Origin of the sequence: Oerskovia jenensis (assembly GCF_016907235.1) — a bacterium.
In the GTDB taxonomy this organism is placed as follows: Bacteria; Actinomycetota; Actinomycetes; order Actinomycetales; family Cellulomonadaceae; genus Oerskovia; species Oerskovia jenensis.
On sequence record NZ_JAFBBO010000001.1, the window covers coordinates 2,819,971 to 2,840,062 of the forward strand.

General features: G+C 73.7%; 17 protein-coding genes. 8 read left to right on the forward strand and 9 right to left on the reverse strand.

The features are described from left to right. Positions 1–4 precede the first annotated feature (4 nt). From hemL to hemE, 6 genes are all read right to left on the reverse strand, one after another. Positions 5–1,375 (reverse strand): glutamate-1-semialdehyde 2,1-aminomutase, encoded by a 1,371-nt coding sequence (gene hemL / locus JOD49_RS12700; protein WP_205308966.1) that lies wholly within the window; start codon positions 1,373–1,375, stop codon positions 5–7. Between the two features lie 5 nt (positions 1,376–1,380). Then, positions 1,381–2,331, reverse strand: coding sequence for a porphobilinogen synthase (gene hemB / locus JOD49_RS12705; RefSeq protein ID WP_239526371.1), 951 nt, complete (start codon positions 2,329–2,331; stop codon positions 1,381–1,383). A gap of 32 nt (positions 2,332–2,363) precedes the next feature. Continuing rightward, a complete protein-coding gene (locus JOD49_RS12710; protein ID WP_205307501.1) occupies positions 2,364–3,566 on the reverse strand; it encodes a uroporphyrinogen-III synthase in 1,203 nt (400 codons plus the stop codon). Next, positions 3,566–4,807 (reverse strand): hydroxymethylbilane synthase, encoded by a 1,242-nt coding sequence (gene hemC, locus JOD49_RS12715; RefSeq protein ID WP_205307502.1) that lies wholly within the window; start codon positions 4,805–4,807, stop codon positions 3,566–3,568. The genes JOD49_RS12710 and hemC overlap by 1 nt, the downstream gene beginning before the upstream one ends. Before the next feature lie 160 nt (positions 4,808–4,967). Beyond that, positions 4,968–6,509, reverse strand: coding sequence for a protoporphyrinogen/coproporphyrinogen oxidase (locus tag JOD49_RS12720; RefSeq protein ID WP_205307503.1), 1,542 nt, complete (start codon positions 6,507–6,509; stop codon positions 4,968–4,970). A 54-nt stretch (positions 6,510–6,563) separates the two neighbouring features. Then, positions 6,564–7,673: a uroporphyrinogen decarboxylase gene (gene hemE / locus JOD49_RS12725; RefSeq protein ID WP_205307504.1), complete on the reverse strand. Its 1,110-nt coding sequence runs from the start codon at positions 7,671–7,673 to the stop codon at positions 6,564–6,566. A gap of 49 nt (positions 7,674–7,722) precedes the next feature. Between hemE and JOD49_RS12730 the strand changes: the two genes are divergently transcribed. Further along, positions 7,723–9,186 (forward strand): glutamyl-tRNA reductase, encoded by a 1,464-nt coding sequence (locus JOD49_RS12730; protein WP_205307505.1) that lies wholly within the window; start codon positions 7,723–7,725, stop codon positions 9,184–9,186. Positions 9,187–9,415: 229 nt separating this feature from the next. Here the strand turns inward: JOD49_RS12730 and JOD49_RS12735 are convergent, their stop codons facing one another. Next, on the reverse strand, positions 9,416–9,844 hold the full coding sequence (locus JOD49_RS12735; protein WP_205307506.1) for an NUDIX hydrolase: 429 nt from the start codon (positions 9,842–9,844) through the stop codon (positions 9,416–9,418). A 212-nt stretch (positions 9,845–10,056) separates the two neighbouring features. On the opposite strand from JOD49_RS12735, the gene JOD49_RS12740 reads away from it, so the two are divergent. The 6 genes from JOD49_RS12740 (at position 10,057) to JOD49_RS12765 (ending at position 15,005) form a co-directional block, all read left to right on the forward strand. Further along, positions 10,057–11,265: an SHOCT domain-containing protein gene (locus JOD49_RS12740; RefSeq protein ID WP_205307507.1), complete on the forward strand. Its 1,209-nt coding sequence runs from the start codon at positions 10,057–10,059 to the stop codon at positions 11,263–11,265. Positions 11,266–11,269: 4 nt separating this feature from the next. Next, positions 11,270–12,559, forward strand: a complete 1,290-nt coding sequence (locus tag JOD49_RS12745) for a TFIIB-type zinc ribbon-containing protein (RefSeq protein WP_205307508.1) — start codon at positions 11,270–11,272, stop codon at positions 12,557–12,559. Beyond that, a complete protein-coding gene (locus JOD49_RS12750) occupies positions 12,559–12,831 on the forward strand; it encodes a hypothetical protein (protein WP_205307509.1) in 273 nt (90 codons plus the stop codon). The genes JOD49_RS12745 and JOD49_RS12750 overlap by 1 nt, the downstream gene beginning before the upstream one ends. 104 nt (positions 12,832–12,935) lie before the next feature. Next, positions 12,936–13,859: a Ppx/GppA family phosphatase gene (locus JOD49_RS12755; RefSeq protein WP_205307510.1), complete on the forward strand. Its 924-nt coding sequence runs from the start codon at positions 12,936–12,938 to the stop codon at positions 13,857–13,859. Between the two features lie 91 nt (positions 13,860–13,950). Continuing rightward, the gene (locus tag JOD49_RS12760) at positions 13,951–14,292 is read left to right on the forward strand and encodes a PadR family transcriptional regulator (protein WP_205307511.1); all 342 of its coding nucleotides are present in this window, start codon (positions 13,951–13,953) and stop codon (positions 14,290–14,292) included. Next, complete coding sequence (locus JOD49_RS12765; protein ID WP_205307512.1) at positions 14,289–15,005, forward strand: HAAS signaling domain-containing protein; 717 nt, start codon at positions 14,289–14,291, stop codon at positions 15,003–15,005. The genes JOD49_RS12760 and JOD49_RS12765 overlap by 4 nt, the downstream gene beginning before the upstream one ends. Before the next feature lie 111 nt (positions 15,006–15,116). Here the strand turns inward: JOD49_RS12765 and JOD49_RS12770 are convergent, their stop codons facing one another. Further along, a complete protein-coding gene (locus JOD49_RS12770) occupies positions 15,117–16,568 on the reverse strand; it encodes a DUF2252 domain-containing protein (RefSeq protein ID WP_205307513.1) in 1,452 nt (483 codons plus the stop codon). 237 nt (positions 16,569–16,805) lie between these two features. On the opposite strand from JOD49_RS12770, the gene JOD49_RS12775 reads away from it, so the two are divergent. Next, positions 16,806–18,173 carry an FAD-binding oxidoreductase gene (locus JOD49_RS12775; protein WP_205307514.1) on the forward strand — a complete coding sequence of 456 codons (1,368 nt, stop codon included), beginning with the start codon at positions 16,806–16,808 and terminating at the stop codon, positions 18,171–18,173. 21 nt (positions 18,174–18,194) lie between these two features. Here the strand turns inward: JOD49_RS12775 and JOD49_RS12780 are convergent, their stop codons facing one another. Beyond that, positions 18,195–20,036, reverse strand: a complete 1,842-nt coding sequence (locus JOD49_RS12780; protein WP_205307515.1) for a WXG100 family type VII secretion target — start codon at positions 20,034–20,036, stop codon at positions 18,195–18,197. Positions 20,037–20,092: the final 56 nt, after the last annotated feature.

The window sequence follows — 20,092 nt, forward strand, 5'->3', positions numbered from 1 at the left end:
AGGTCTAGCGCTGGGCGCGCGCCGCAGCCCTCGCCCCGGCCGGGAGCGCGGCGAGGATGCGCTCGACCGCGGCGTCGTCGTGCGCGGACGACACGAACCACGCCTCGAAGACCGACGGCGGCAGGTTGACCCCCGCGTCGAGCATCGCGTGGAAGAACGCCTTGTAGCGGAACACGTCCTGCGCCTGGGCCTGCGCGTAGGTGCGCACCCCGGCCGCGGCGGCGAAGTCGCCGAACATGATCGAGAACAGGTTCCCCGAGCGCTGCAGGGCGTGCGGGACGCCCTCCGCGGCGAGGGCCGCGCTCGCGGCGTCTCCCACGACCTGCGCGACGTGGTCGACGCGGGCGTACACGGCGTCGTCGGCCAGGCGCAGCGTCGCGAGACCCGCCGCGACCGCGACCGGGTTCCCGGACAGCGTGCCTGCCTGGTAGACGGGACCGAGCGGCGCGAGCTGGTCCATGATCACGGCCGGACCACCGAGCGCTGCGACGGGCATGCCGCCGCCGATGACCTTGCCGAACGTGAAGAGGTCGGGCGTGTACGAGGGCCGCTCGCCCGCGGCCATGCCTGACTCCAGGCCCCACCAGCCGCTCGGCCCCACGCGGAAGCCCGTGAGGACCTCGTCGAGGATCAGCAGGGCGCCGTGCTCGGCCGTGATGCGGCGCAGACCCTCGTTGAAGCCGGGCGCGGGCGGCACGATGCCCATGTTCGCGGGTGCGGCCTCGGTGATGACCGCGGCGATCTCCGAGCCGCGCTCGGTGAACGCACGCTCGACGGCCTCGAGGTCGTTGTAGGGCAGGACCAGGGTCTCGGCCGCGCTGGCCTCGGTCACGCCGGCCGACCCGGGCAGCGCGAGCGTCGCGACGCCCGAGCCCGCCTCGGCGAGCAGCGCGTCGACGTGCCCGTGGTAGCAGCCCGCGAACTTCACCAGCAGGTTGCGGCCCGTGACGCCGCGCGCGAGCCGCACCGCGGTCATGGTCGCCTCGGTGCCCGTCGAGACCAGGCGCACGCGCTCGGCCGCAGGGACCCGGCGGCGGACCTCCTCCGCGAGATCGACCTCGCCCAGCGTCGGGGCGCCGAACGACAGGCCGCGCGCCGCGGCGTCCTGGACCGCGGCGACGACCGCGGGGTGAGCGTGCCCCAGGAGCGCAGGACCCCACGAGCACACGAGGTCCACGTACTCGCGGCCCGTCACGTCGGTGACGTACGCGCCGCGCGCGCTCGCGATGAAGCGCGGGTCGCCGCCCACCGAGCCGTAGGCGCGAACGGGCGAGTTCACGCCGCCCGGGATCGCGCCCTGGGCGCGCACGAACGCCTCGTGGTTGTCGTGGAGGGTGGTCGCGCGCAGCGGCGAACCGGTCGGGTGGATGGTCATCGGTGTCACCGAATCCATTCTGCGATCTCGAGGGCCCAGTAGGTCAGGACGATGTCGGCGCCCGCACGCTTGATGCCGAGCACGGACTCCAGGACGGCGCCGCGCCGGTCGATCCAACCGTTCGCGGCGGCCGCCTCGATCATCGCGTACTCGCCCGAGACCTGGTACGCGACCACGGGGACGTCGCTGCGCTCGGCCACGGCCGCGAGCACGTCGAGGTACGAGCCCGCGGGCTTGACCATGACCATGTCGGCGCCCTCGGCCAGGTCGAGGTCCGCCTCGCGCAGGCCCTCGCGGAAGTTCGCCGAGTCCATCTGGTAGGTGCGGCGGTCGCCCTGGAGCGTCGAGTCGACGGCCTCGCGGAACGGCCCGTAGAACGCGCTCGCGTACTTGGCGCTGTACGCCAGGATGCTCACACCCGTGTGCCCGGCGTCGTCGAGGGCCTCGCGGATCACGGCGACCTGGCCGTCCATCATGCCCGAGGGTGCCACGACCTCCGCGCCTGCCTCGGCCTGGGTGAGCGCCATCGAGGCGTAGCGGACGAGGGTCGCGTCGTTGTCGACCTCGCCTGCGGGGGTGAGCACCCCGCAGTGCCCGTGGTCGGTGAACTCGTCGAGGCACAGGTCGGCCATGACGACCGGAGCCGGGCGACCCGTGCCGGCGGCGGCGTCCCGAGCCGCGTCGCGTGCGATGCGGATCGCACGGTTGAGGATGCCGTCGGGGGCGTCCGCCTGCGAGCCGGTCGCGTCGCGGTGCGCGGGGATGCCGAACAGCATCACGCCGCCCAGCCCGGCTGCGGTCGCCTGCGCGACGGCGCCGGCGAGGCTCTCCTCGGTGTGCTGCACGATGCCGGGCATGGACCCGAGCGGCTTGGGCTCGGTCAGGCCCTCCTTGACGAACAGGGGGAGGACCAGGTCGGCGGCGTGCAGCCGGGTCTCGGCGACGAGCCGACGCATCTGCGGGGTCGAGCGCAGGCGGCGGGGACGGATCACGGGTGGTTCCTGCCTTCTGTCGTGGTGGGGTTGTCAGAACGAGCGTGACCTGGGGTGCTCGCTGGTTCTGACACGGCGGGAGAGGGGGAGGGGGTGTCAGAACGAGCGTGGCCCAGAGGGCTCGCGCGTTCTGACAGGTTCGTGGGGGCGGCGACGCGCAGCACGGCCTCTGCCAGGGAGTCGTCGGTCGCCTTCTCGGCCACCGCGTCGATCCGCAGCCCGACGGCGTGCGCGGCCTCCGCCGTCGGCTCACCGATCGCGACACCCGCGACGCGCGGGTCCGCGCCGAGCTGGGCCGCGACCTCGCGCGCGACGCTGCCCGAGGTCAGCACGACCACGTCGACCTCGCCCGCTCGCCACGCGTCCACGACCTCCGGGGAGAGCGGGTGCGAGACGGTCCGGTACGCGATCACGACGTGCGGGGCCCAGCCCCGGTCGCGCAGCCCGTCGGCCATGGTGGGCTTCGCGAGGTCGCCCTGCGGGACGAGGACGCGCGGCGTCGCGCGCACGGACCCGTCCGCCGGCGAGGTGCGGTCGGGGGCCTCGGCGAGCGCGTCGAACGCCGCGAGCAGCCCGCGCGCCGAGTTCACGCTCGCCTCGAGATCGACGTGGACCCCCGCGCCCTCGAGCGCTCGCCGAGTCGCCGGCCCGACCGCGGCCCACCTCGTGTCAGAACCAGCGTGCACCCCGGTCCTCGCTCGTTCTGACAGCTCGGCGAGCGAGAGGCCCCGGCGCGCGGCGCTCGCGGTCAGCTCGTCGATCGCGTTGACGCTCGTGACCACGACCCACGCGAAGCCCGCGAGGTCCGCCACGGCGGCGTCCATCGCCGCGGTGTCCTCGATGGGGGCGCGCTCGATGGCGGGGCTCACGAGCACGGTCGCGCCCTGCGTGCGCAGGAGTGCGGCCAGGGATGCGGCCCGCCCCGGCGCGCGCGGCACCAGCACGGTGGTACCGGCCAGCGGCCCGACGGCGTCGGTGGGCCCGTCGTGGGCGACGCGAGCGCCGTCCGTCCCGACGGCATCGCCCGCCTCGGGGGAGTCGGCGTCGCCGGTGGGTGCCTCGCCCGACCCGACGGCGTCGCGCGCCGCGGTCGGTCGGGCGGCGGGTTCGGGGGCGCTGTCCGCGGCGGCCGCAGCCTGGCGCTCCGGGGCAGGCGGCAGGGCGCGGCCGCGCTGGGGGTCGCGCAGGCGCCCCGCCATCAGCGCTGCTCCGGGCTCACGGGGGCGTCGGTGCCGCCGACCGGGGACCGGCCGACCGGGCCGACCGCGGCGCCTGGGTCGACCTGACCGGGGGAGTCCTCCCGGCCGGAGGAGCCGTGCGCGTCGTCGGGGTGGCTGCTGGGCGCGGTGCCCGGAGCCCACAACGAGTCGGTCGCGGCGCCCGGTCCGGTCGCACGCAGCGGTGCGAGCTCGGCGGCTCCACCGGCCAGGAGAGCGTCGGCGACCTGGACCCCGAGGCCGCGGGCGAGCGCGTCGGTGGCGTCCGCGGCCTCGTGCGCCTCGACGGACGAGCCCGCAGCCCCTGCGGTGGCCCGGCCCGCAGCGCCCGCCGGCGACGGCAGCGCGACCCGTGCCGAGTGCGTGAGGACCTGCCCGCCGTCGAGCCGGGCCACGACTGCCGAGAGCCGGATCTCGTCGTCCTCGACCACGGCGTGCGCACCCACGGGCGCCGCGCAGCCGGCTTCGAGGCGCGCGAGAAGCGCACGCTCGGCCAGGACCGCGAGGCGGGTCGGGAGGTGGTCGAGGCCCGCGACGACGTCGGCGAGGTCGAGCGGGCGGTCCGTGGCGCCGTCGGGCAGGAGGTCGAACGAGGACAGCGGCGAGAGGTCGGCGGTCCGTACCTCGACGCCCAGCGCCCCCTGCCCGGGGGCCGGGGCCATGATGCGCACGTCGATGACCTCGGAGACCGCGTCGAGGCGCCCGAGCCGCGAGAGCCCGGCGTAGGCGAGGACGACCGCGTCGAGGTCGGCGTCGGGGCCGAGGGCCCGGGCGAGGCGCGTGTCGACGTTGCCGCGGATGTCGAGCACGTCGAGGTCGGGGCGGACCGCGAGGAGCTGGGCCGCGCGACGGGGCGAGCCCGTGCCGACCTTGGCGCCGCGCGGCAGGGTCTCCAGCGTCCAGCCGTTGCGTGCGCACAGGACGTCGCGCGGGTTCTCGCGCTCGGGCGTCACGAGGGTCAGGCCTTCGGCAGCGCCGGTCGGGAGGTCCTTGAGGGAGTGCACGGCGACGTCGCAGCGGCCGTCGAGCAGGGCCTCGCGCAGCGCGGTGACGAACACCCCGGTGCCGCCCATCTGGGTGAGCGAGCCGGTGCGGACGTCGCCCTCGGTGCGGATGCGCACGATCTCGACCGGGTGCCCGGTCAGCTTCTCGATGCGCCGGGCGACGAGACCCGTCTGGGTCGTCGCGAGGGCGCTGCCACGGGTTCCGACACGAATGCTCACGGTTCCAGTGTCCTCTGCGTCGGGGGTATCTCGAAATGTGCGCGGAGCCGTTCGTCGCGTGATTCCGGGAATTGTCGCGGGGTGACATCGACCTGACATGCAGTCATGACAAAGAGACGAATTGTCAGCACGTCGGGAAAGGTCACGCCGGCGGGAGAATTCAGAGCTGCTCGGCGCACTCCTGCGCGTGCCCCACGATCGCCGCGAGCCCCGTGCCCGCGATCCACCCGCCCGTCACGCCCAGGCCGTCCACGTGCGAGACGCGCTCGACGAACATCGCGACCTCGCGCCGGTACACGGGCGTGGGCGGCGGGAGCGACCCGTTCCACCGCGTCGACAGGTGCTCGCGCACCTTGCCCTCCAGGTCCACGCCCAGCAGCACCGAGGCGTCGCGGACGACCTGGTCGAGCGCCGGCTCGACCGTCTCCCCGATGCGCCCGTAGCTCAGGCGCACCACGTGGTTCCCCGGCCCGACGGCGTCGCTCACCCGGGCGGCCAGCCACGGCCACTTCGCGGTCGAGTGGGTCAGGGCCTTGGCCTGGACCGGGTCGTGCGCGCCCGCGCGGTGGTTCTCGTCACGCGTCGACCACGTGCGGGGCTTGGGCGCGACGAGCAGGCCGCTGCCGCGCGGTGCCGCGTCGAGCGCGGGGGCCTCGAGCAGCAGGGTCACGAGCCGGATGTCGGCGCCCGGCTCGGGGTCCGGGACCGGGTCGGCCGTGCGGCCCGCGAGCGGGGACACCAGGTCCACGACCGCGGGGGTCGTCACGAGCAGGCGCGGGGACCGGAAGGTCACGGGTCCACCGGGGCCCTCGGCCTGGACGGTCCAGCCCCCGACGGCGTCCCGGCCGAGGTCCACGACCTCGTGCCGCGTGAGCACCACCCCGGCGGGACCGGTGCTCCCGGCCGGTGCGGCGCCGTCGGACCCCTCGCCCGTCACGGCGAGCGCGAGCTCTTCGACCAGACGGTGCAGGCCGCCCTCGATGCCGCGCACCGCCGAGCCTGCCGGCGCCTGCGCGCGCATCGCCGCGACCGCGCGCGTCAGCGACCCCTCCCGGGCGTAGGCCTCGCGCAGTCCCGGGGCCACGGCATCGACGTCGAGGCGCTCGAGCGGCGCCGAGTGCACCCCCGCGGCGACCGGCGCCACGAGGCGTTCCGCGACCCGGCGCCCCAGGCGCGAGCGCGTGAACGTCTCGAGGTTCTCCTCGTCGACCCAGCGGCGAGGCTTGACGCGGTCCAGACCCGCACGCAGGGCACCGGGCCAGCCGACCGCACGACGCACGTCGGCCGCGAACGGGTGGGCCGGGATGCCCATGATCCCGGCCTTCGGCAGCGGGAACGCGTGGCTCGCGGCATAGCCCCAGGCGCCGAGCGGGGCGGGCTCGACGACCGTCAGGCCCAGGTCCGTGACCAGGTCGCCCACCGCGGAGCCCCGGGCCGCGAACGACTCTGCCCCGACGTCGACCGTGAGCCCCGTCGAGCCCAGCTTGTCGCCGTGCACGGGCCCGCCCGGGCGGTCGGCCGCCTCCAGGACCAGGACCCGCAGACCGCGACGGCGCAACGTGCGCGCGGCGGTCAGGCCGGCGATGCCGGCGCCGACGACCACGGCGTCGAACGAGCCGTGGGAGGGAGCGTCGGACGTGGCGTGAGACGAGGCGTCGGACGGGGAGGACGGGCCGGACGAGCCATCAGCAACGGGGTGCACACGTCAAGTGTGCCCCCGCTGCGAGGGTGTGTCAGACCGTGCGTGACCCAGGGGTCACGCGGGTTCTGACACGTTCCGGACGGAATGGACGAGCTCGACCACGCGGGTCAGCACCGTCGGGTCCGTCTCGGGTGGCACCCCGTGCCCCAGGTTCACCACGTGCCCCGGTGCCGCGGCGCCGCGGCGCAGCACGTCGCGCACGTGCGCCTCGAGCACGGGCCATGGCGCCGCGAGCAGCGCGGGGTCGATGTTGCCCTGCACGGGCACGTACCCCCCGAGCGCGGCCGCGGCCTCGTCGAGCGGCGTGCGGTAGTCGACACCCACGGTCGGGTGCGTCACACCGGCCTCGGTGAGCGCGTCACGCATGGCCCCGAGCAGGTGCCCGGTGCCCGTCCCGAAGTGGATCGCGGGCACACCCAGGTCGCTGACCTGCGACAACGCGACCGTGCTGCCCGGCTTGGCGCCCGCGAGGTAGTCCTCCAGGGACAGGCTGCCGGCCCACGAGTCGAAGAGCTGGGCCGCGCTGGCCCCGGCCAGGACCTGCGCACGCAGGAACGCGCCCGTGATCTGCGCGGTCCACGCCGTGAGCCGCGCCCACGACTCGGGGTCCGCGTGCATCAGGGTGCGCGCCGCGAGGTGGTCGCGCGACGGACGCCCCTCGACCAGGTAGGCCGCGAGCGTGAACGGCGCCCCCGCGAACCCGATGAGAGGGGTCGACCCGAGCGCCGCGACCGTGAGCGCGACCGCCTCCGTCACGGGGGCGAGCGACTCCGGCGTGAGCTCGTGCTCCACGAGGCGAGCGACGTCGTCGGGCGTCCGGTACGCCTGGCCCATGACCGGGCCGACCCCCGGGACGATGTCCACCTCGACCCCCGCGAGCTTGAGCGGGATGACGATGTCCGAGAAGAAGATCCCCGCGTCCACGCCGTGCCGGCGCACCGGCTGGAGCGTGATCTCGCTCGCCAGGTCCGGGCGCAGGCACGAGTCGAGCATCCCGATGCCCTGCCGCAGCTCGCGGTACTCGGGCAGCGACCTGCCGGCCTGCCGCATGAACCACACAGGAGTGGTCTGCGGACGCTCGCCGCGCAATGCGCGCACGAGCGGAGAATTCGTCGTCCGACCGTCGACGAGAGGGTGGTTGTCGGAAAGCGCGGTGAACGTCACAAGAACCGATTCTGCCTTGTGGCCGGGGCGGTGATTGAATCGGAGCACTGTGGTTCTCCTGTCGATGACCGCAAGTCACCACGAGCTGGACATGTCCACCCTCGAGCTCCTGTCCACAGGGGCCGGGTCGGTCGGACGCGCCGCCGTCGCGACCTGCGAAGCGATCACCGGTGCCGTCGTCGTCGCGACGTGCAACCGGTTCGAGGTGTACCTGGACATCGACTCGCCGGTCGACGGTTGGGGCGTGCGGCACGCGTCGCACGAGGTCGCGCGGCTCGTCGCCGCCGCGTCAGGGGTCGAGGAGGACGTCGCGGTGCGCGCGTTCTCCACACGCACCGGGCCCGACGTCGCAGCCCACCTCTTCGAGGTCGCCGCCGGCCTCGACTCGATGGTCGTGGGCGAGCGAGAGATCGCCGGGCAGGTCAAGCGCGCCCTCGAGGAAGCACGCGAGGGCGGCGTGACGTCGTCCACGCTCGAGCTCCTGTTCCAGACCGCGTCGCGGACCTCCAAGAAGATCAGCAACGAGACGACGCTCGGGGGCAACGGCCGGTCGGTCGTGTCCCTCGGGCTCGACCTCGCGAGCGCCGAGCTGCCGCCCTGGCGCCAGGTCCGCGCCGTGCTCATCGGCACCGGCTCGTACGCCGGGGCGTCGCTCGCAGCCCTGCGCGCCCGCGGCTGCGACGACGTGCGCGTGTACTCGGGGTCGGGACGGGCCGAGCAGTTCGCGGCCGACCGTGGCGTCGTGGCCGTGACCGACCTCGTGGAGGCCCTCGAGGACGCCGACCTCGTGGTCTCGTGCAGCGGGGCCCGAGGGCGGGCGCTCGACGGGGGAGCGCAGTCCGGTGGACGGGGTGCGTCGCGGCCGACCACCCCGCGAGCCGACGGTGACCGGCTGCCGGTCGCGGGTGGCGGGGAGCGGGCCGAGGGCGACGCCCTGGGGCACGTGCTCGACGCGGCCGCGGTGGTCCGTGCCCGGTCCCGCGCGGCGGAGGCCGCCGGCGACGAAGTGCCGCACCGGCCCATGGTCGTCCTCGACCTGGCCCTGCACCGTGACGTGGACCCTCGGGTCGCGGACCTCGACGGCGTCCTCCTCTACGACCTGGCCTCCCTCAAGGCGCACTCGCCCGCCCTGGGGTCGCTCGTCGTCGGGCACGCGCGGCGGATCGTCGACCGGGCGACGCAGGACTTCGAGGAGACCCGCCTGGGGCGCGCGGCCGACACGGCCGTCGTGGCGCTGCTCGACGACGCCGACCGGCGCATCGCGGCCGAGGTCGCCGAGCGCGTGGCCGAGCGCCGGGGCGCGGGAGCGACGGTCGACGACGCCGAGACCGAGGCGCTCACCCGCTCGGTCCGCAGGCGCGTGCACGCCGAGCTGCACGACGCGATCGTCGCGGCACGGGCGTCGGCGCTGGCCGCGGCCCGCGAGGAAGCCTCTGCCGTGGTGGCCGACGCCGAGGCGGCGACCCTGGGGGCCGACGTGTCGGGCCGCGACGAGGTGTGCGCGGGCCGCTGAGCCGACCTCTCGGTGCCGAACATGCGGTGGATGCCGCGATCGTGCCGGATCCGGACGCTGACCGCATGCTCGGCGACCGGCAACCGCACGTTCGACCGGCAGCCCGCGTGGCAAGGTCCGCTCGGCCGACCCGCTCGGCCGACCCGCTCGGCCGACCCGCTCGGCTGACCCGCTCGGCCGACCCGCTCTGCCGACCCGCTCTGCCGCCCCGCTCGGCTGACCCGCAGGGTCAGGCCGCGAGTACGCCGGTCGCCGCCAGGCGCTCCAGCACGATCCGGCCCGCGGGCGGCACCCGGTGCGCGTCCTGCGCACCGACCCACGTGAGCTCCCCGACCTCGGCACGGGGTGCCGGCTCGGGGGACCCGGGCAGCGGCTCGGCGTAGAGGCAGTGCATGCGCACGAGCCGCCCACCCAGGCCGTGACCGGGAGCCTCGGCGACGAACCCGGGTCGCACCGTGGCCGGGTCGAGCAGTACGCCGAGCTCCTCCTCGATCTCCCGGACCAGGGCCTGCTCGTCGCTCTCGCCGGGATCGAGCTTGCCTCCCGGCATGAAGAACAGGTCGTTGTCCCGGCTGCGGACGACGAGCAGCCGCCCGTCCACGACGTGGATCCAGCCGACGGTCTTCAGGGGGTCTGGGAGGGGGGCGGGGGAGGTCACGGAGAACATCCTGTCATCCGGTGCGTCAGCGTCGGGCCGGCCGCGTGACCCTCGGCGGTCCGGTCCGTGAGAGCCGATGCGCCGGGAACTCGCCGATAGTTCCGTTCCGGAACGAAAGTCGATACTGTGCCGATCGCGGAGGGCCCCCACGGCCCGACGCGACGAACACAGGTCACGCGCGGCGCCGTCCGCCCGATCGGACGGAGAGCTCGATGGGATTCATCAAGGCCTTTGCTGGTGCCCTCGGAGGCACGCTCGCGGACCAGTGGAAGGACTTCCTGACGCCGCCGACGAACCTCGCACCGACCGCGGCGCTCTTCCCGGCCGTCGCGCAGGGGCAGAACGCCGGGCGCGGGGCGAACACCAAGGGCTCGGCGAACATCATCACCAACGGGAGCCGGTTCGTCGTCCCCGAGGGGTACGGGCTCCTGACGTTCCAGGACGGCGCCCTCACGGGCTTCGTGGCCGAGCCGGGCGGGTACCTGTACACGTCCGACGACCAGAACTCCCAGTCGATCTTCGCGGGCAACGGCATCCTGAGCCCCCTGATCACGACGTCGTGGGAGCGGTTCAAGTTCGGCGGGCAGCCCGGGTCGCAGCAGCTCGGCTTCTACGTCAACCTCAAGGAGCTGCCGAACAACCGGTTCGGCACGCAGTCGGAGATCTACTGGGACGACGCCTACCTCGGCGCCCAGGTCGGCGCGATCACGCGTGGCACCTACTCCTTGCGCATCGTCGACCCCATCCTCTTCGTCAAGCAGTTCGTGCCGCTCACGTACCTCGGGGCGAGCGCGAAGGTCTTCGACTTCTCCGACCTCGACAACGACGCCGCGAGCCAGCTTTTCACGGAGGTCGTCGGCTCGCTCGCGGCGGCCTTCTCGAGCTACACCAACGACCCCGACAAGGGGAACCGGATCACCCGGATCCAGAGCGACTCGGTCGGCTTCGCGCAGTCCCTGGCGGGTGCGGTCGAGGAGGGCTACCAGTGGACCTCCTACCGCGGCCTGTCGATCGTCAAGGTCGCGCTCGCCGCGATCGAGTACGACGAGGACACGCGTGCGCTGCTCAGCGACGTCAAGAAGGCCGACGCCCTCGCTGGGGCCCGGGGGAACTCGTTCCTCCAGCAGGCCGCCGCGCGCGGCATCCAGTCCGCGGGGGAGAACCCGGGCGGAGCCGCGAACATGGCGATCCTCGGCATGGGGATGAACGCCGCCGGCGGCGCCATGTCCGGGCTGCAGCAGCCGGTCGTGCCGGTGCAGCAGGTCCCGGTCCAGCAGGCGGCGCCTGCTGCACCGCCCGCGCCCGCCCCTGCCGCCGAGGACCCGGTCGCGAAGCTCACCCAGTTCAAGTCGCTGCTCGACCAGGGCCTCATCACCCAGGCGGACTACGACGCCGCCAAGGCCAAGGTCCTCGGGTTCTGAGGCCATGACCGTTCACGAGCCGGAGTCGGCTCCTGCCCCCGAGGGCCCGCCCCCGCCGGGAGCCGGCCCGACGACGACCGCCCGGCCTCCGCTGGCGGGGAGCCCGGCGGGCGGCCCGACCGTCGTGCGCACCGACACCGGCGCGACCGACGGTCTCGTCAAGTGCATCCGGTGCGGCGCGACCGAGATCGGCTACGACGTCGCCAGGGCGACGCTGCGGTGCGGGTTCTGCCGGTACGAGTGGGTGAGCACGGTGACGCTCGCCGACCTCGGGCTCGACGGGAACATCGGCGGGCTCGAAGGCGTCGTCCTGGGCTCCGGCAGCGCCGACATCGTGCCGTCCGCCGAGGAGATCCTGACGTTCCGCTGCGCGGGCTGCGGGGCCGACGTCGTCGTCGACACCGCGCACGGCACACAGGCCCGCTGCCACTGGTGCCGCAACGTCCTGTCGGTGAACCAGCAGGTCCCCAACGGGGCCGTGCCCGACGTCCTGCTGCCGTTCCGACTCCCCAAGGAGGACGCGGTCGCGGGCATCCGCCAGTTCGTCGGCCGGCGCCAGTTCTACGCGCACCCCCGGTTCCGGGCGGAGTTCACCCCGGAGAACGTCGTCGGTGTCTACCTTCCGTACCTCGTCGCGGACCTCAATGCGAAGGCGCGCCTCGAAGGGCAGGGCGAGCACCTCGTGCGCAGGTACACCGTGACCGTCCGGGGTTCCGACGGCAAGGACACGACCGAGACCCGCTACGACTACGACCTGTACGACGTCGTGCGCGACTTCGACCTGCACGTCGACGACCTCACCATCGAGTCCTCGGCCGACCGGCGAGACCACGGTGGCAAGGCCCGGACGAACAACGTCATCAACACGATCCTGCCGTTCGACGTCGAGAACGCGGTGCGCTACGACTCGAACTACCTGTCGGGGTTCACGGCCGAGCGCCGCGACAGCGACGTCGAGGACCTGCGCGATCCCGCGTTCGCGCAGGCGAAGGAGATCGCGCGGTTCCGGGCGCGCGACATGATCGAGTTCTACGACCGTGGCGTCCGGTGGGACCGCGAACGGCTCGACGTCGTCGGGCAGCGGTGGGTCGCCGCCTACCTGCCCGTGTGGTTGTACTCGTACCACGAGGTCCGCAAGAACGGGTCGTCGCTGCTGCACTACGTCGCGGTCAACGGCCGCACGGGCGAGACCATGGGGTCTGTCCCGGTCAACCACCGCCGCCTGCTCGCGGTGTCCGTCGTCGTCGAGGCCGTGGCGGCCGTCGCGGCACTCTTCGTCATGATCGGGTTCTGATGCACGCGCTCGCCCTGGACGCGCTCACCGTCGTCGCCTCCTCCTCCGAGGAGGAGGGGGCCGTGAAGGTCGTCGTCGTGGTGGTGCTGCTGCTCGCAGGGCCGCTGTTCTACTGGTTCACGTGGGCGCGGTACCGCAACACGGGCAAGCGGCACGACCACCGACGGGACACCAAGTCCGTCACGCTCGACGAGAGCGGGTCGGACACGCACGTCAGGCGCGTCACCGGGCGGTCGAACAGCTCGATGAACGACGCCAACCACCTGACGTAGGCGCCGCGGCCAGCCGCTCCAGCGGCACCGGCGACCCGTGCGACGGGGCGCCGGCGCGGTGCGGGCTCCCGCGTGTCCCGGACGGGTGCGGCTACCGTGGGCGGATGCGACTGGGAGTGCTCGACATCGGTTCCAACACGGTCCACATGCTCGTCGTGGACGCCGAGCGGGGCGCGCGTCCGGACCCGGCGGCGTCGGGCCGTTCGGTGGTGCGGCTCATGCGCTACCTCCAGCCGGACGGCTCGATCTCGGCCGAGGGGGTCGACGCGCTCCTGGTGGCTGCCGACCAGGCTGCGGCTCTGGCCCGCGAGTACGAGGTCGAGGAGTCGCTGGCGCTCGCGACGTCGGCGCTGCGCGAGGCGACCAACGGCGCCGAGGTGCTGTCGGCCATCGAGGAGCGCGTGGGCGTCCCGATCGAGGTCCTCTCGGGGCCCGAGGAGGCGCGGCTGACGTTCCTCGCCGCACGGCGCTGGCACGGCTGGGCGTCGGGTCGGCTCATGGTGCTCGACATCGGGGGCGGGTCGCTCGAGATCGCGTCGGGTCTTGACGAGGAGCCCGACGTCGCGGTCTCGGTGCCGCTCGGTGCAGGTCGGATGACGATCGAGTTCCTGCCGGACGACCCGCCCTCGGCCAAGCAGGTCGCGGCGCTCCGTGCTCACGTCCGGGAGGTCCTGGCGGGGGCGTTGGGCGAGGTCAAGCGGTTGCCGCGCCCCGACCACGTGGTCGCGACGTCCAAGACGTTCCGGTCGCTCGCGCGGCTCGCGGGCATGAAGGTCGCGGTCGTCGGGCCGGAGGAGCGGTGGCGCATGGAGCGTTCGCAGCTCTCGGACTGGGTGCCGCGCCTCGCGCGCATCCCGGCGGCGGGGCGTACCGAGCTGCCGGGGATCACGGCCGAGCGGACGTTCCAGATCGTGGCCGGGGGCGTGGTCGCCGAGGAGACCATGAAGGCGCTCAAGGTCGCCGAGGTCGAGATCTGCCCGTGGGCGCTGCGGGAGGGCGCGATCCTGCGTCGCCTCGACCAGATCTGATCCCACCCGCCCGCCGGCGCGGGAGACCGGCGACGGAGGCTTCCGCAGGACCCTCTTCTCGGTCCGCGCAGGCGGTGGTACCTTGTCTCGCATGGTACCTAGCGAGGACATGATCCTCACCAACCTGCGGCGAGGGGCGATCGAGTACTGCGTGCTCGCCCTCCTCGCCGACGACGAGTGGTACGGGCTCGACATCGCCCGCCGCCTCTCGACCGACGGCGTCCTCCTGAGCGGCGAGGGCACGCTCTACCCGCTGCTCGCGCGGCTGCGCAAGGGCGGGCTCGTGGAGACGCACTGGCGCGAGTCCGACGCCGGCCCGCCCCGTCGCTACTACGCGCTGACCCCGGAGGGTCGCGCGGCCCTCGAGACCTTCGCCCGCACCTGGGCACCCTTCCGCGATGCCGTCGACTCGACCCTGGGGAGCCACCGATGAACCGCACGACCGACGCGATCAGCGTCTACCTCGACGACCTCGGGCGCATGCTCGCGCACCTCGACCCGGCCGAGCGTGCCGACGTCCTGGGCGGCGTGCGCGAGCACGTCGACGCGAGCCTGGCCGAGCTCGGGCACGCGCCCGGCGAGCAGGAGGTCGCGGCGATCCTGGCGTCGCTCGGGGCTCCGGAGGACGTGGCGCGAGCGTCGTCGGGAGCACCCAGGCCCTCCCTGCCCGACGGCGGAGCCTCCTCGCGCCCCGCCCTCGCCGGGGCATGGGTCGCCCCGGTGGTCTTCGGCCTCACGATCGTCGGCATCGTCGGTGCGCCGCTGCTGCTCCCGGGCGTCCTGTGGCTCACCGCAGCGGTCCTGCTCGGTGCCTCGCCGCTGTGGACCACCCACGAGAAGGTCTGGGGGATCGTGTCGGGATTCGTCGCCGGGGCCGCGTGGCTCGGCCTCAGCGGCATGTTCCTGCTCGCGTCCTCGACCTGCGTCACGCAGGGAGCCACCACGGTCCTGGACGGATCGGGCGAGGTCGGCGCGTCGACGACGGGCGACGTCGTGAGCACGTGCGACGCCGCGGGACCGGACGTGGGCGGGATCGTCGTGCTGATCCTGCTCGGTGCGCTCGTCCTCGCCGCGCTCGCCCACCAGGTCGTCCTCCTGCGGCGCGGGCTCGCCCGCTCGGCAGCGCAGCCGACCACGGGAGCCTGAGCGGGACCTTCCCCCTCGCGCGGACGCGCCCCGGCCACGGCGGGACGGGCCGCGTCCGCGCCAGGTGAGCGGCGCCGTCGGGCCCCGGGACTCCACGGAGCGCGGCAGGCGTCAGACGCCCTCCACCGCCTCCACGTCCCCCGCCGCGATCGCGTCCACGAGTGCCCGGTGGTCCAGGGCGTTCTGGTCCGCGTAGCGCTTCGCGAACTCGGCGAACGAGCGGTCGGCGACGTCGCCCTTGCCGAGGTACGCGCTGATCGCGAGGGCGTCGCCCGAGCGGGCGTGGCCGCGCGCGAGGACCCACGCGCACATCTGCGCGTACGCGGCCATGGCGACCGGGAGCATGGTCTCGAGGTCGGCCGAGACCTTCCAGTCCCAGAGCTGGCGGAAGTAGTAGTCGTGGGGGTGGTCGTCGGCGCCGTGCACGGTGTTCCAGCCGAGCAGCGCGTCGCTCGTGGCCTGCAGGAGCCGCTGCCCCTCGACCACGCGCCGCCCGTTCTCCGGATAGGGGCTGGCCGAGGTGTAGGGCTCCAGGACGGACGGCTCGGCCTCCTTGACCTGCAGGAACAGCGGGTCGTCGTTGTCCCGGCCCACGAGGAGCGCGACCCAGCAGCGCGTCCCGACGCTCCCCACCCCGACCACGCGACGCGCCAGGTCGACGAGGCGGTAGCGCTCGAGCAGGATGCGCCGGGCTCCCGTGAGCGACTCGCCGTACGTCGCGAGCGCAGTGGTCACGACGCCGAGGAGGAGGGCCTGCTCCTCGGCGTCGAAGAGCTCCCGGACGGGCACGAGCAGGGGCGGGTTGCTCTGGAAGCGCAGCTCGCCGTCGTCGTGGAGCACCGTGAGCCGACGGCGGGCCTTCTGCCGGTCCTTCGTGCGCGCCTTCCGCAGCGCCTTGCGGAGGTTCTCCATGACGGCCGGCGGGACCGAGCCGCGCCACCTGTCGACGATCTCGTCGCCGCGCAGCTGCACGTGCCACAGGTCGAGGTGGCCGAGGTCCGCGAAGGACCGCAGGGTCTCGCGGTAGGCGCGCCCTGCCCCCAGCACGATGCGCTCGCGCTCGTGGTGCGACATGCCGCGGTGACGGCCCGCGATCTCGAGGCTCGCGACGAGCCGTTGCACGTCCCACTCGAAGGGGCCGCGGTGCGTCTCGTCGAAGTCGTTGATGTCGAACACGAGCGAACGCTCGGGAGACGCGAAGCCGCCGAAGTTCGCGAGGTGCGCGTCGCCGCACAGCTGGACGGTCAGCCCCGTGGTGGGGCCCGTGCCCAGGTCGGCCGCCATGACGGCCGCCGCCCCGCGGTAGAACGAGAACGGTGTCGCGGCCATGCGACCCATGCGCAGGGGGACGAGCTCGGGGACGCGGCTCGCGTTCTGGGCCTGGAGGATCGCGACGGGGTCGCGGCGGTCGGGTGCGGGCTCCCAGGCGGAGGTCGAGCGACGGTGCAGCAGCGAGCGGGCCGCGCGGCCCTGCTCCTTGCGGTCCTCGGGGGCGGGCGTGCCGCGCAGGGGTGGGCGGCCGTCGGGTCGGGTCGGGGCCTGGTCCGTCGCGTGCTGGGGCATCGTCGCTCCTCGGGTCGGGGCGTGCGGGACGCCCTCGCTCATCATGGCGCGCGCGGTCACCGTGGGCGCGGTGGAGCCTCACGACCGGCGGACGTCTCGGTCACCGTGGGCGCTCGCGGGTGCGACCCTCGCCGGACAATTCCGTCACCCTCGTCGGACCTGTCACCGGAAGCGCTCCCATCCCTCTCTCTGGGGTAGCGCCGCTCCGCGCTCCCCACCGTCCGAGAGGGACTTCCCATGACTGCCCACGACACCACGCAGGACGTCGTGCTCGCCGCGCTCGCACAGGGCGTGACGGGCCGGGTCCTCGCAGGGACCGACCCCGAGGCCCGGCTCTCGGGCATGAACGTCGCGGTCGAGCACCACCCCGACTACGTCGTCCACGCAACCTCCGCCGACGACGTCCGGGCGACCGTCCGCACCGCCCAGCGCTTCGGGCTGCCCGTGACCGTCTTCAGCACGGGCCACGGGTTCGCGCGCGGGATCGACGGCGGCATCGCCCTGAGCACCGCCGGTCTGACCGGCGTCGAGGTCGACGAACCCGCCCGCACCGCCCGCATCGCGGCCGGCTCCCGGTGGAGGGACGTGCTCGACGTCGTCACGCCCCTCGGGCTCGCGGCCGTCACCGGGTCCTCGCCCGACGTGGGAGCCGTGGGCTTCCTCCTCGGCGGCGGGATCGGCCCCCTCGCGCGCGAGGTCGGCTTCGGGTCGAACTATCTCGTCGCGGCCGACCTCGTCACGGGCGACGGCACCCTGCTCCACGTCGACGACGAGCACCACCCCGAGATCCTGCGCGCGCTGCGGGGCGGCAAGTGGGGGCTGGGGGTCGTGACCTCGGTGACGGTGCGCCTGCTCAACCTCGAGACCGTCACGGGCGGGAACTTCTTCGCCCTCGGCGACGACGCCGCGACGCTCTTCCGGACCTACGCCGACTGGGTCCAGGGCGCGCCGTCCGACATCACGACGTCCATCGCGCTCCTGCGCCTGCCGCCGCTCGAGTTCCTCCCCGAGCCGCTGCGCGGCCAGTACGTGGCCAACGTCCGCGTGGCCTCGACCCGGCCCCTGGCCGAGGTCGAGAGGGCCATCGCACCCTTGCGCACCGCGGTGCCGATCCTCATGGACTCGATCGCCGAGATCCCCTACGCGGCGATCGGGGGAGTGCACGCCGACCCGACCGACCCCATGCCGATCCTCGACGGGTCGACCCTCCTGCACACGTTCGAGCCCCGGACCGCCGAGGCCGTGCTCGCGGTCGCCGGGCCGCAGAGCCAGGCACCGCTCATGATGACCGAGATCCGCCACCTCGGCGGGGCGCTCGCCGACGGGTCGCACGGCCCCGACTCGGTCACGGGGCGCGACGCCGCGTTCGCGCTCTTCACGATCGGGCTCCCCGTCCCCGAGCTCTTCGAGACGGCCGTCCCCGCAGCGATCAACGGTCTGCTCGAGGCGGCGCAGCCCTGGTCGCTCGGACGTACCCAGGCGAACTTCGCGGGGGCGATCAGCGAGGCCGCACCGATCGACCTGTGGTCGCCGGCCGACCAGGCGCACCTCGCGACCGTGCGCCGCGAGCTCGACCCCGACGGGAGGTTCGCGCTGCCCGTGTGAGGCGCCCCCGGGGGGCCGTCGTCAGCCCACCACCGTCACACGGCCCGGGAAGTCCCGAGGCCCATCTGGCAGGAAGCGCCCCTCCGACGAGGTGTTGGAGTGGGAGATCATCTGGAGGAAGTTCCCGTCACGGTAGAAGCCCGAGCCGATGTTGTTCCCGAACTGCTGGTGGTCCGTCACCGGACGCCCCTCCTGGTCCAGAGCGGCGAAGGACAACCCCGGTCCCCCCGGCGCGTTCTGCACGGCGTCCACCGAGTTCGAGAGCAGCATCCGCATCTGCCGGTCGTTCAGGCTCAGCTCGACCCGGTCACCGACCGCGACCTTCTCACCGGGGTCGAACCCGAAGCTCTCGTCGTTGAGGATGCGGACGGCGACGTCGTCGGCGACCACGGTGTAGGTCGTCTCGCGGGCGAAGACCTTCTCGGTGCCGTCGGGCTCGAACGCCGCCTTCGTGGTGAACACGGGGCGCTCGGACGTGCCGAACGTGGTGACCGCCTCGGACGACCCGTCCGGGAACCGGGTCAGCACGTCCGACCCCTTCGAGTCCACGACGTCGCTCGACGCCGACCAGAAGTCCGTGCTGATCCAGTCGATCGTCGAACGGCCCTGGAAGTCGAGGCGTTCGATCGACGTGACCCCCGAGATCCCCGGCGACGGCTGGTCGGGCAGCTCCCCGGAGACGAGGTAGCGCTGGTAGGCGGCTGCCCCCTCCGGGGTCGAGACGTCCAGGTCCGCGATCCTGAGCCGCGTTCCCTCGAGCAGCGAGGTCCCCGTGATCCCCGAGCTGACGCCTGCGGTGGACGCGCGCAGGTCGAGGACCTCCTCGTGGGAACCGGTCGGTCCCGAGGTGATCCGCACGCTGTCGTCGTCGAGGCGCTCGATGGTGCTGCTCACGCCACGGTCGGTCGTGATCTTGGACTCGGCGGCGATCTTGTCGAACGACCCGGACAGGCTGGACGTCGTGTAGTCCCCGCTCTCCATGACGACCGAGCCGCCGACCGGGATCGTGGTCGGGTCGAACGGGGTGACGCCCTCGGTACGTGCGCCCTCCGGGACCCTGACGGAGTACGACGCGGTCTCGCCCGTGGTCTCACCGGCCCCCGCGCCGACCTTGTTCAGCGAGATGCTCCCGTCGCGGCTCACGGAGATGTCGGACGTCGACGTGGACATCGTCCAACCGTCCTTCGTGGTCTCGCCGGCCGTGCGCACGTCGCTCGTGCCGCTCGAGAACGATGCGCCGAGGTCCAGGGTGCGGTGACCGTCTGTCCCCGGTGTGCCCTTCTCGAACCCGTGCTCGGCGCCCACCGTCGCCTTCGACGACTCGGTCGAGGTCGTGACGCCGTCCTCGGTCTTCTGCTCGCTCGTGTACTCCGCCTCGCCCGTGACCGGTCGGGTCTTGATACCGGTCGCGGGGTCGTACGTGGCGCCGTCGGGCACGGGCATGAGGCCAGGGATCCGCGGGCCGGCGTCCTGGTCGACCGGGGCTCCGGGAACCGTGCCGCCCACGAAGCCGCCGCCCGGCGTCTGCGAGCCGGGGACGTGCCATGGCGACTCCTTGCCCGACCCCACGGGACCGAGGTGAGTGCTCGTCCCCCCACCGGCACCGCTCGTCCTCTCCTGGGCCTCGGCGTTGCGCCGCAGGAGCGCACCGGTGCTCTCGAGGGAGGTGACGGTCCGGGCCAGCAACGGATCGAGATGCCCACGCCAGTCGCTGCGGAACCGGTCGGCGATCGGGCCCCGCCAGTACACCGAGCCCAGGCGGGCACGAATCCCGGTCTGTGTCCCGGCGAGCTCTCGGGCCTCGTCCTCGAGACTCTGCGCGAGCGCTCGCAGCGCTGCGACGTCGGCACCGGACTTCGACATGGTTGTTCCCCCTGGTCGTACGCGAATGGCAGGACGAAGGCTACGACAGGACCGGT

Coding starts and splice junctions, on each gene's coding strand:
- JOD49_RS12740 (WP_205307507.1), top strand. CDS start 10,057: ATGGGATTCATCAAGGCCTTTGCTGGTGCCCTCGGAGGCACGCTCGCG.
- JOD49_RS12780 (WP_205307515.1), bottom strand. CDS start 20,036: ATGTCGAAGTCCGGTGCCGACGTCGCAGCGCTGCGAGCGCTCGCGCAG.
- JOD49_RS12710 (WP_205307501.1), bottom strand. CDS start 3,566: ATGGCGGGGCGCCTGCGCGACCCCCAGCGCGGCCGCGCCCTGCCGCCT.
- JOD49_RS12745 (WP_205307508.1), top strand. CDS start 11,270: ATGACCGTTCACGAGCCGGAGTCGGCTCCTGCCCCCGAGGGCCCGCCC.
- hemL (WP_205308966.1), bottom strand. CDS start 1,375: ATGACCATCCACCCGACCGGTTCGCCGCTGCGCGCGACCACCCTCCAC.
- JOD49_RS12770 (WP_205307513.1), bottom strand. CDS start 16,568: ATGCCCCAGCACGCGACGGACCAGGCCCCGACCCGACCCGACGGCCGC.
- JOD49_RS12750 (WP_205307509.1), top strand. CDS start 12,559: ATGCACGCGCTCGCCCTGGACGCGCTCACCGTCGTCGCCTCCTCCTCC.
- hemB (WP_239526371.1), bottom strand. CDS start 2,331: ATGCGTCGGCTCGTCGCCGAGACCCGGCTGCACGCCGCCGACCTGGTC.
- JOD49_RS12755 (WP_205307510.1), top strand. CDS start 12,936: ATGCGACTGGGAGTGCTCGACATCGGTTCCAACACGGTCCACATGCTC.
- JOD49_RS12765 (WP_205307512.1), top strand. CDS start 14,289: ATGAACCGCACGACCGACGCGATCAGCGTCTACCTCGACGACCTCGGG.
- JOD49_RS12775 (WP_205307514.1), top strand. CDS start 16,806: ATGACTGCCCACGACACCACGCAGGACGTCGTGCTCGCCGCGCTCGCA.
- JOD49_RS12760 (WP_205307511.1), top strand. CDS start 13,951: ATGGTACCTAGCGAGGACATGATCCTCACCAACCTGCGGCGAGGGGCG.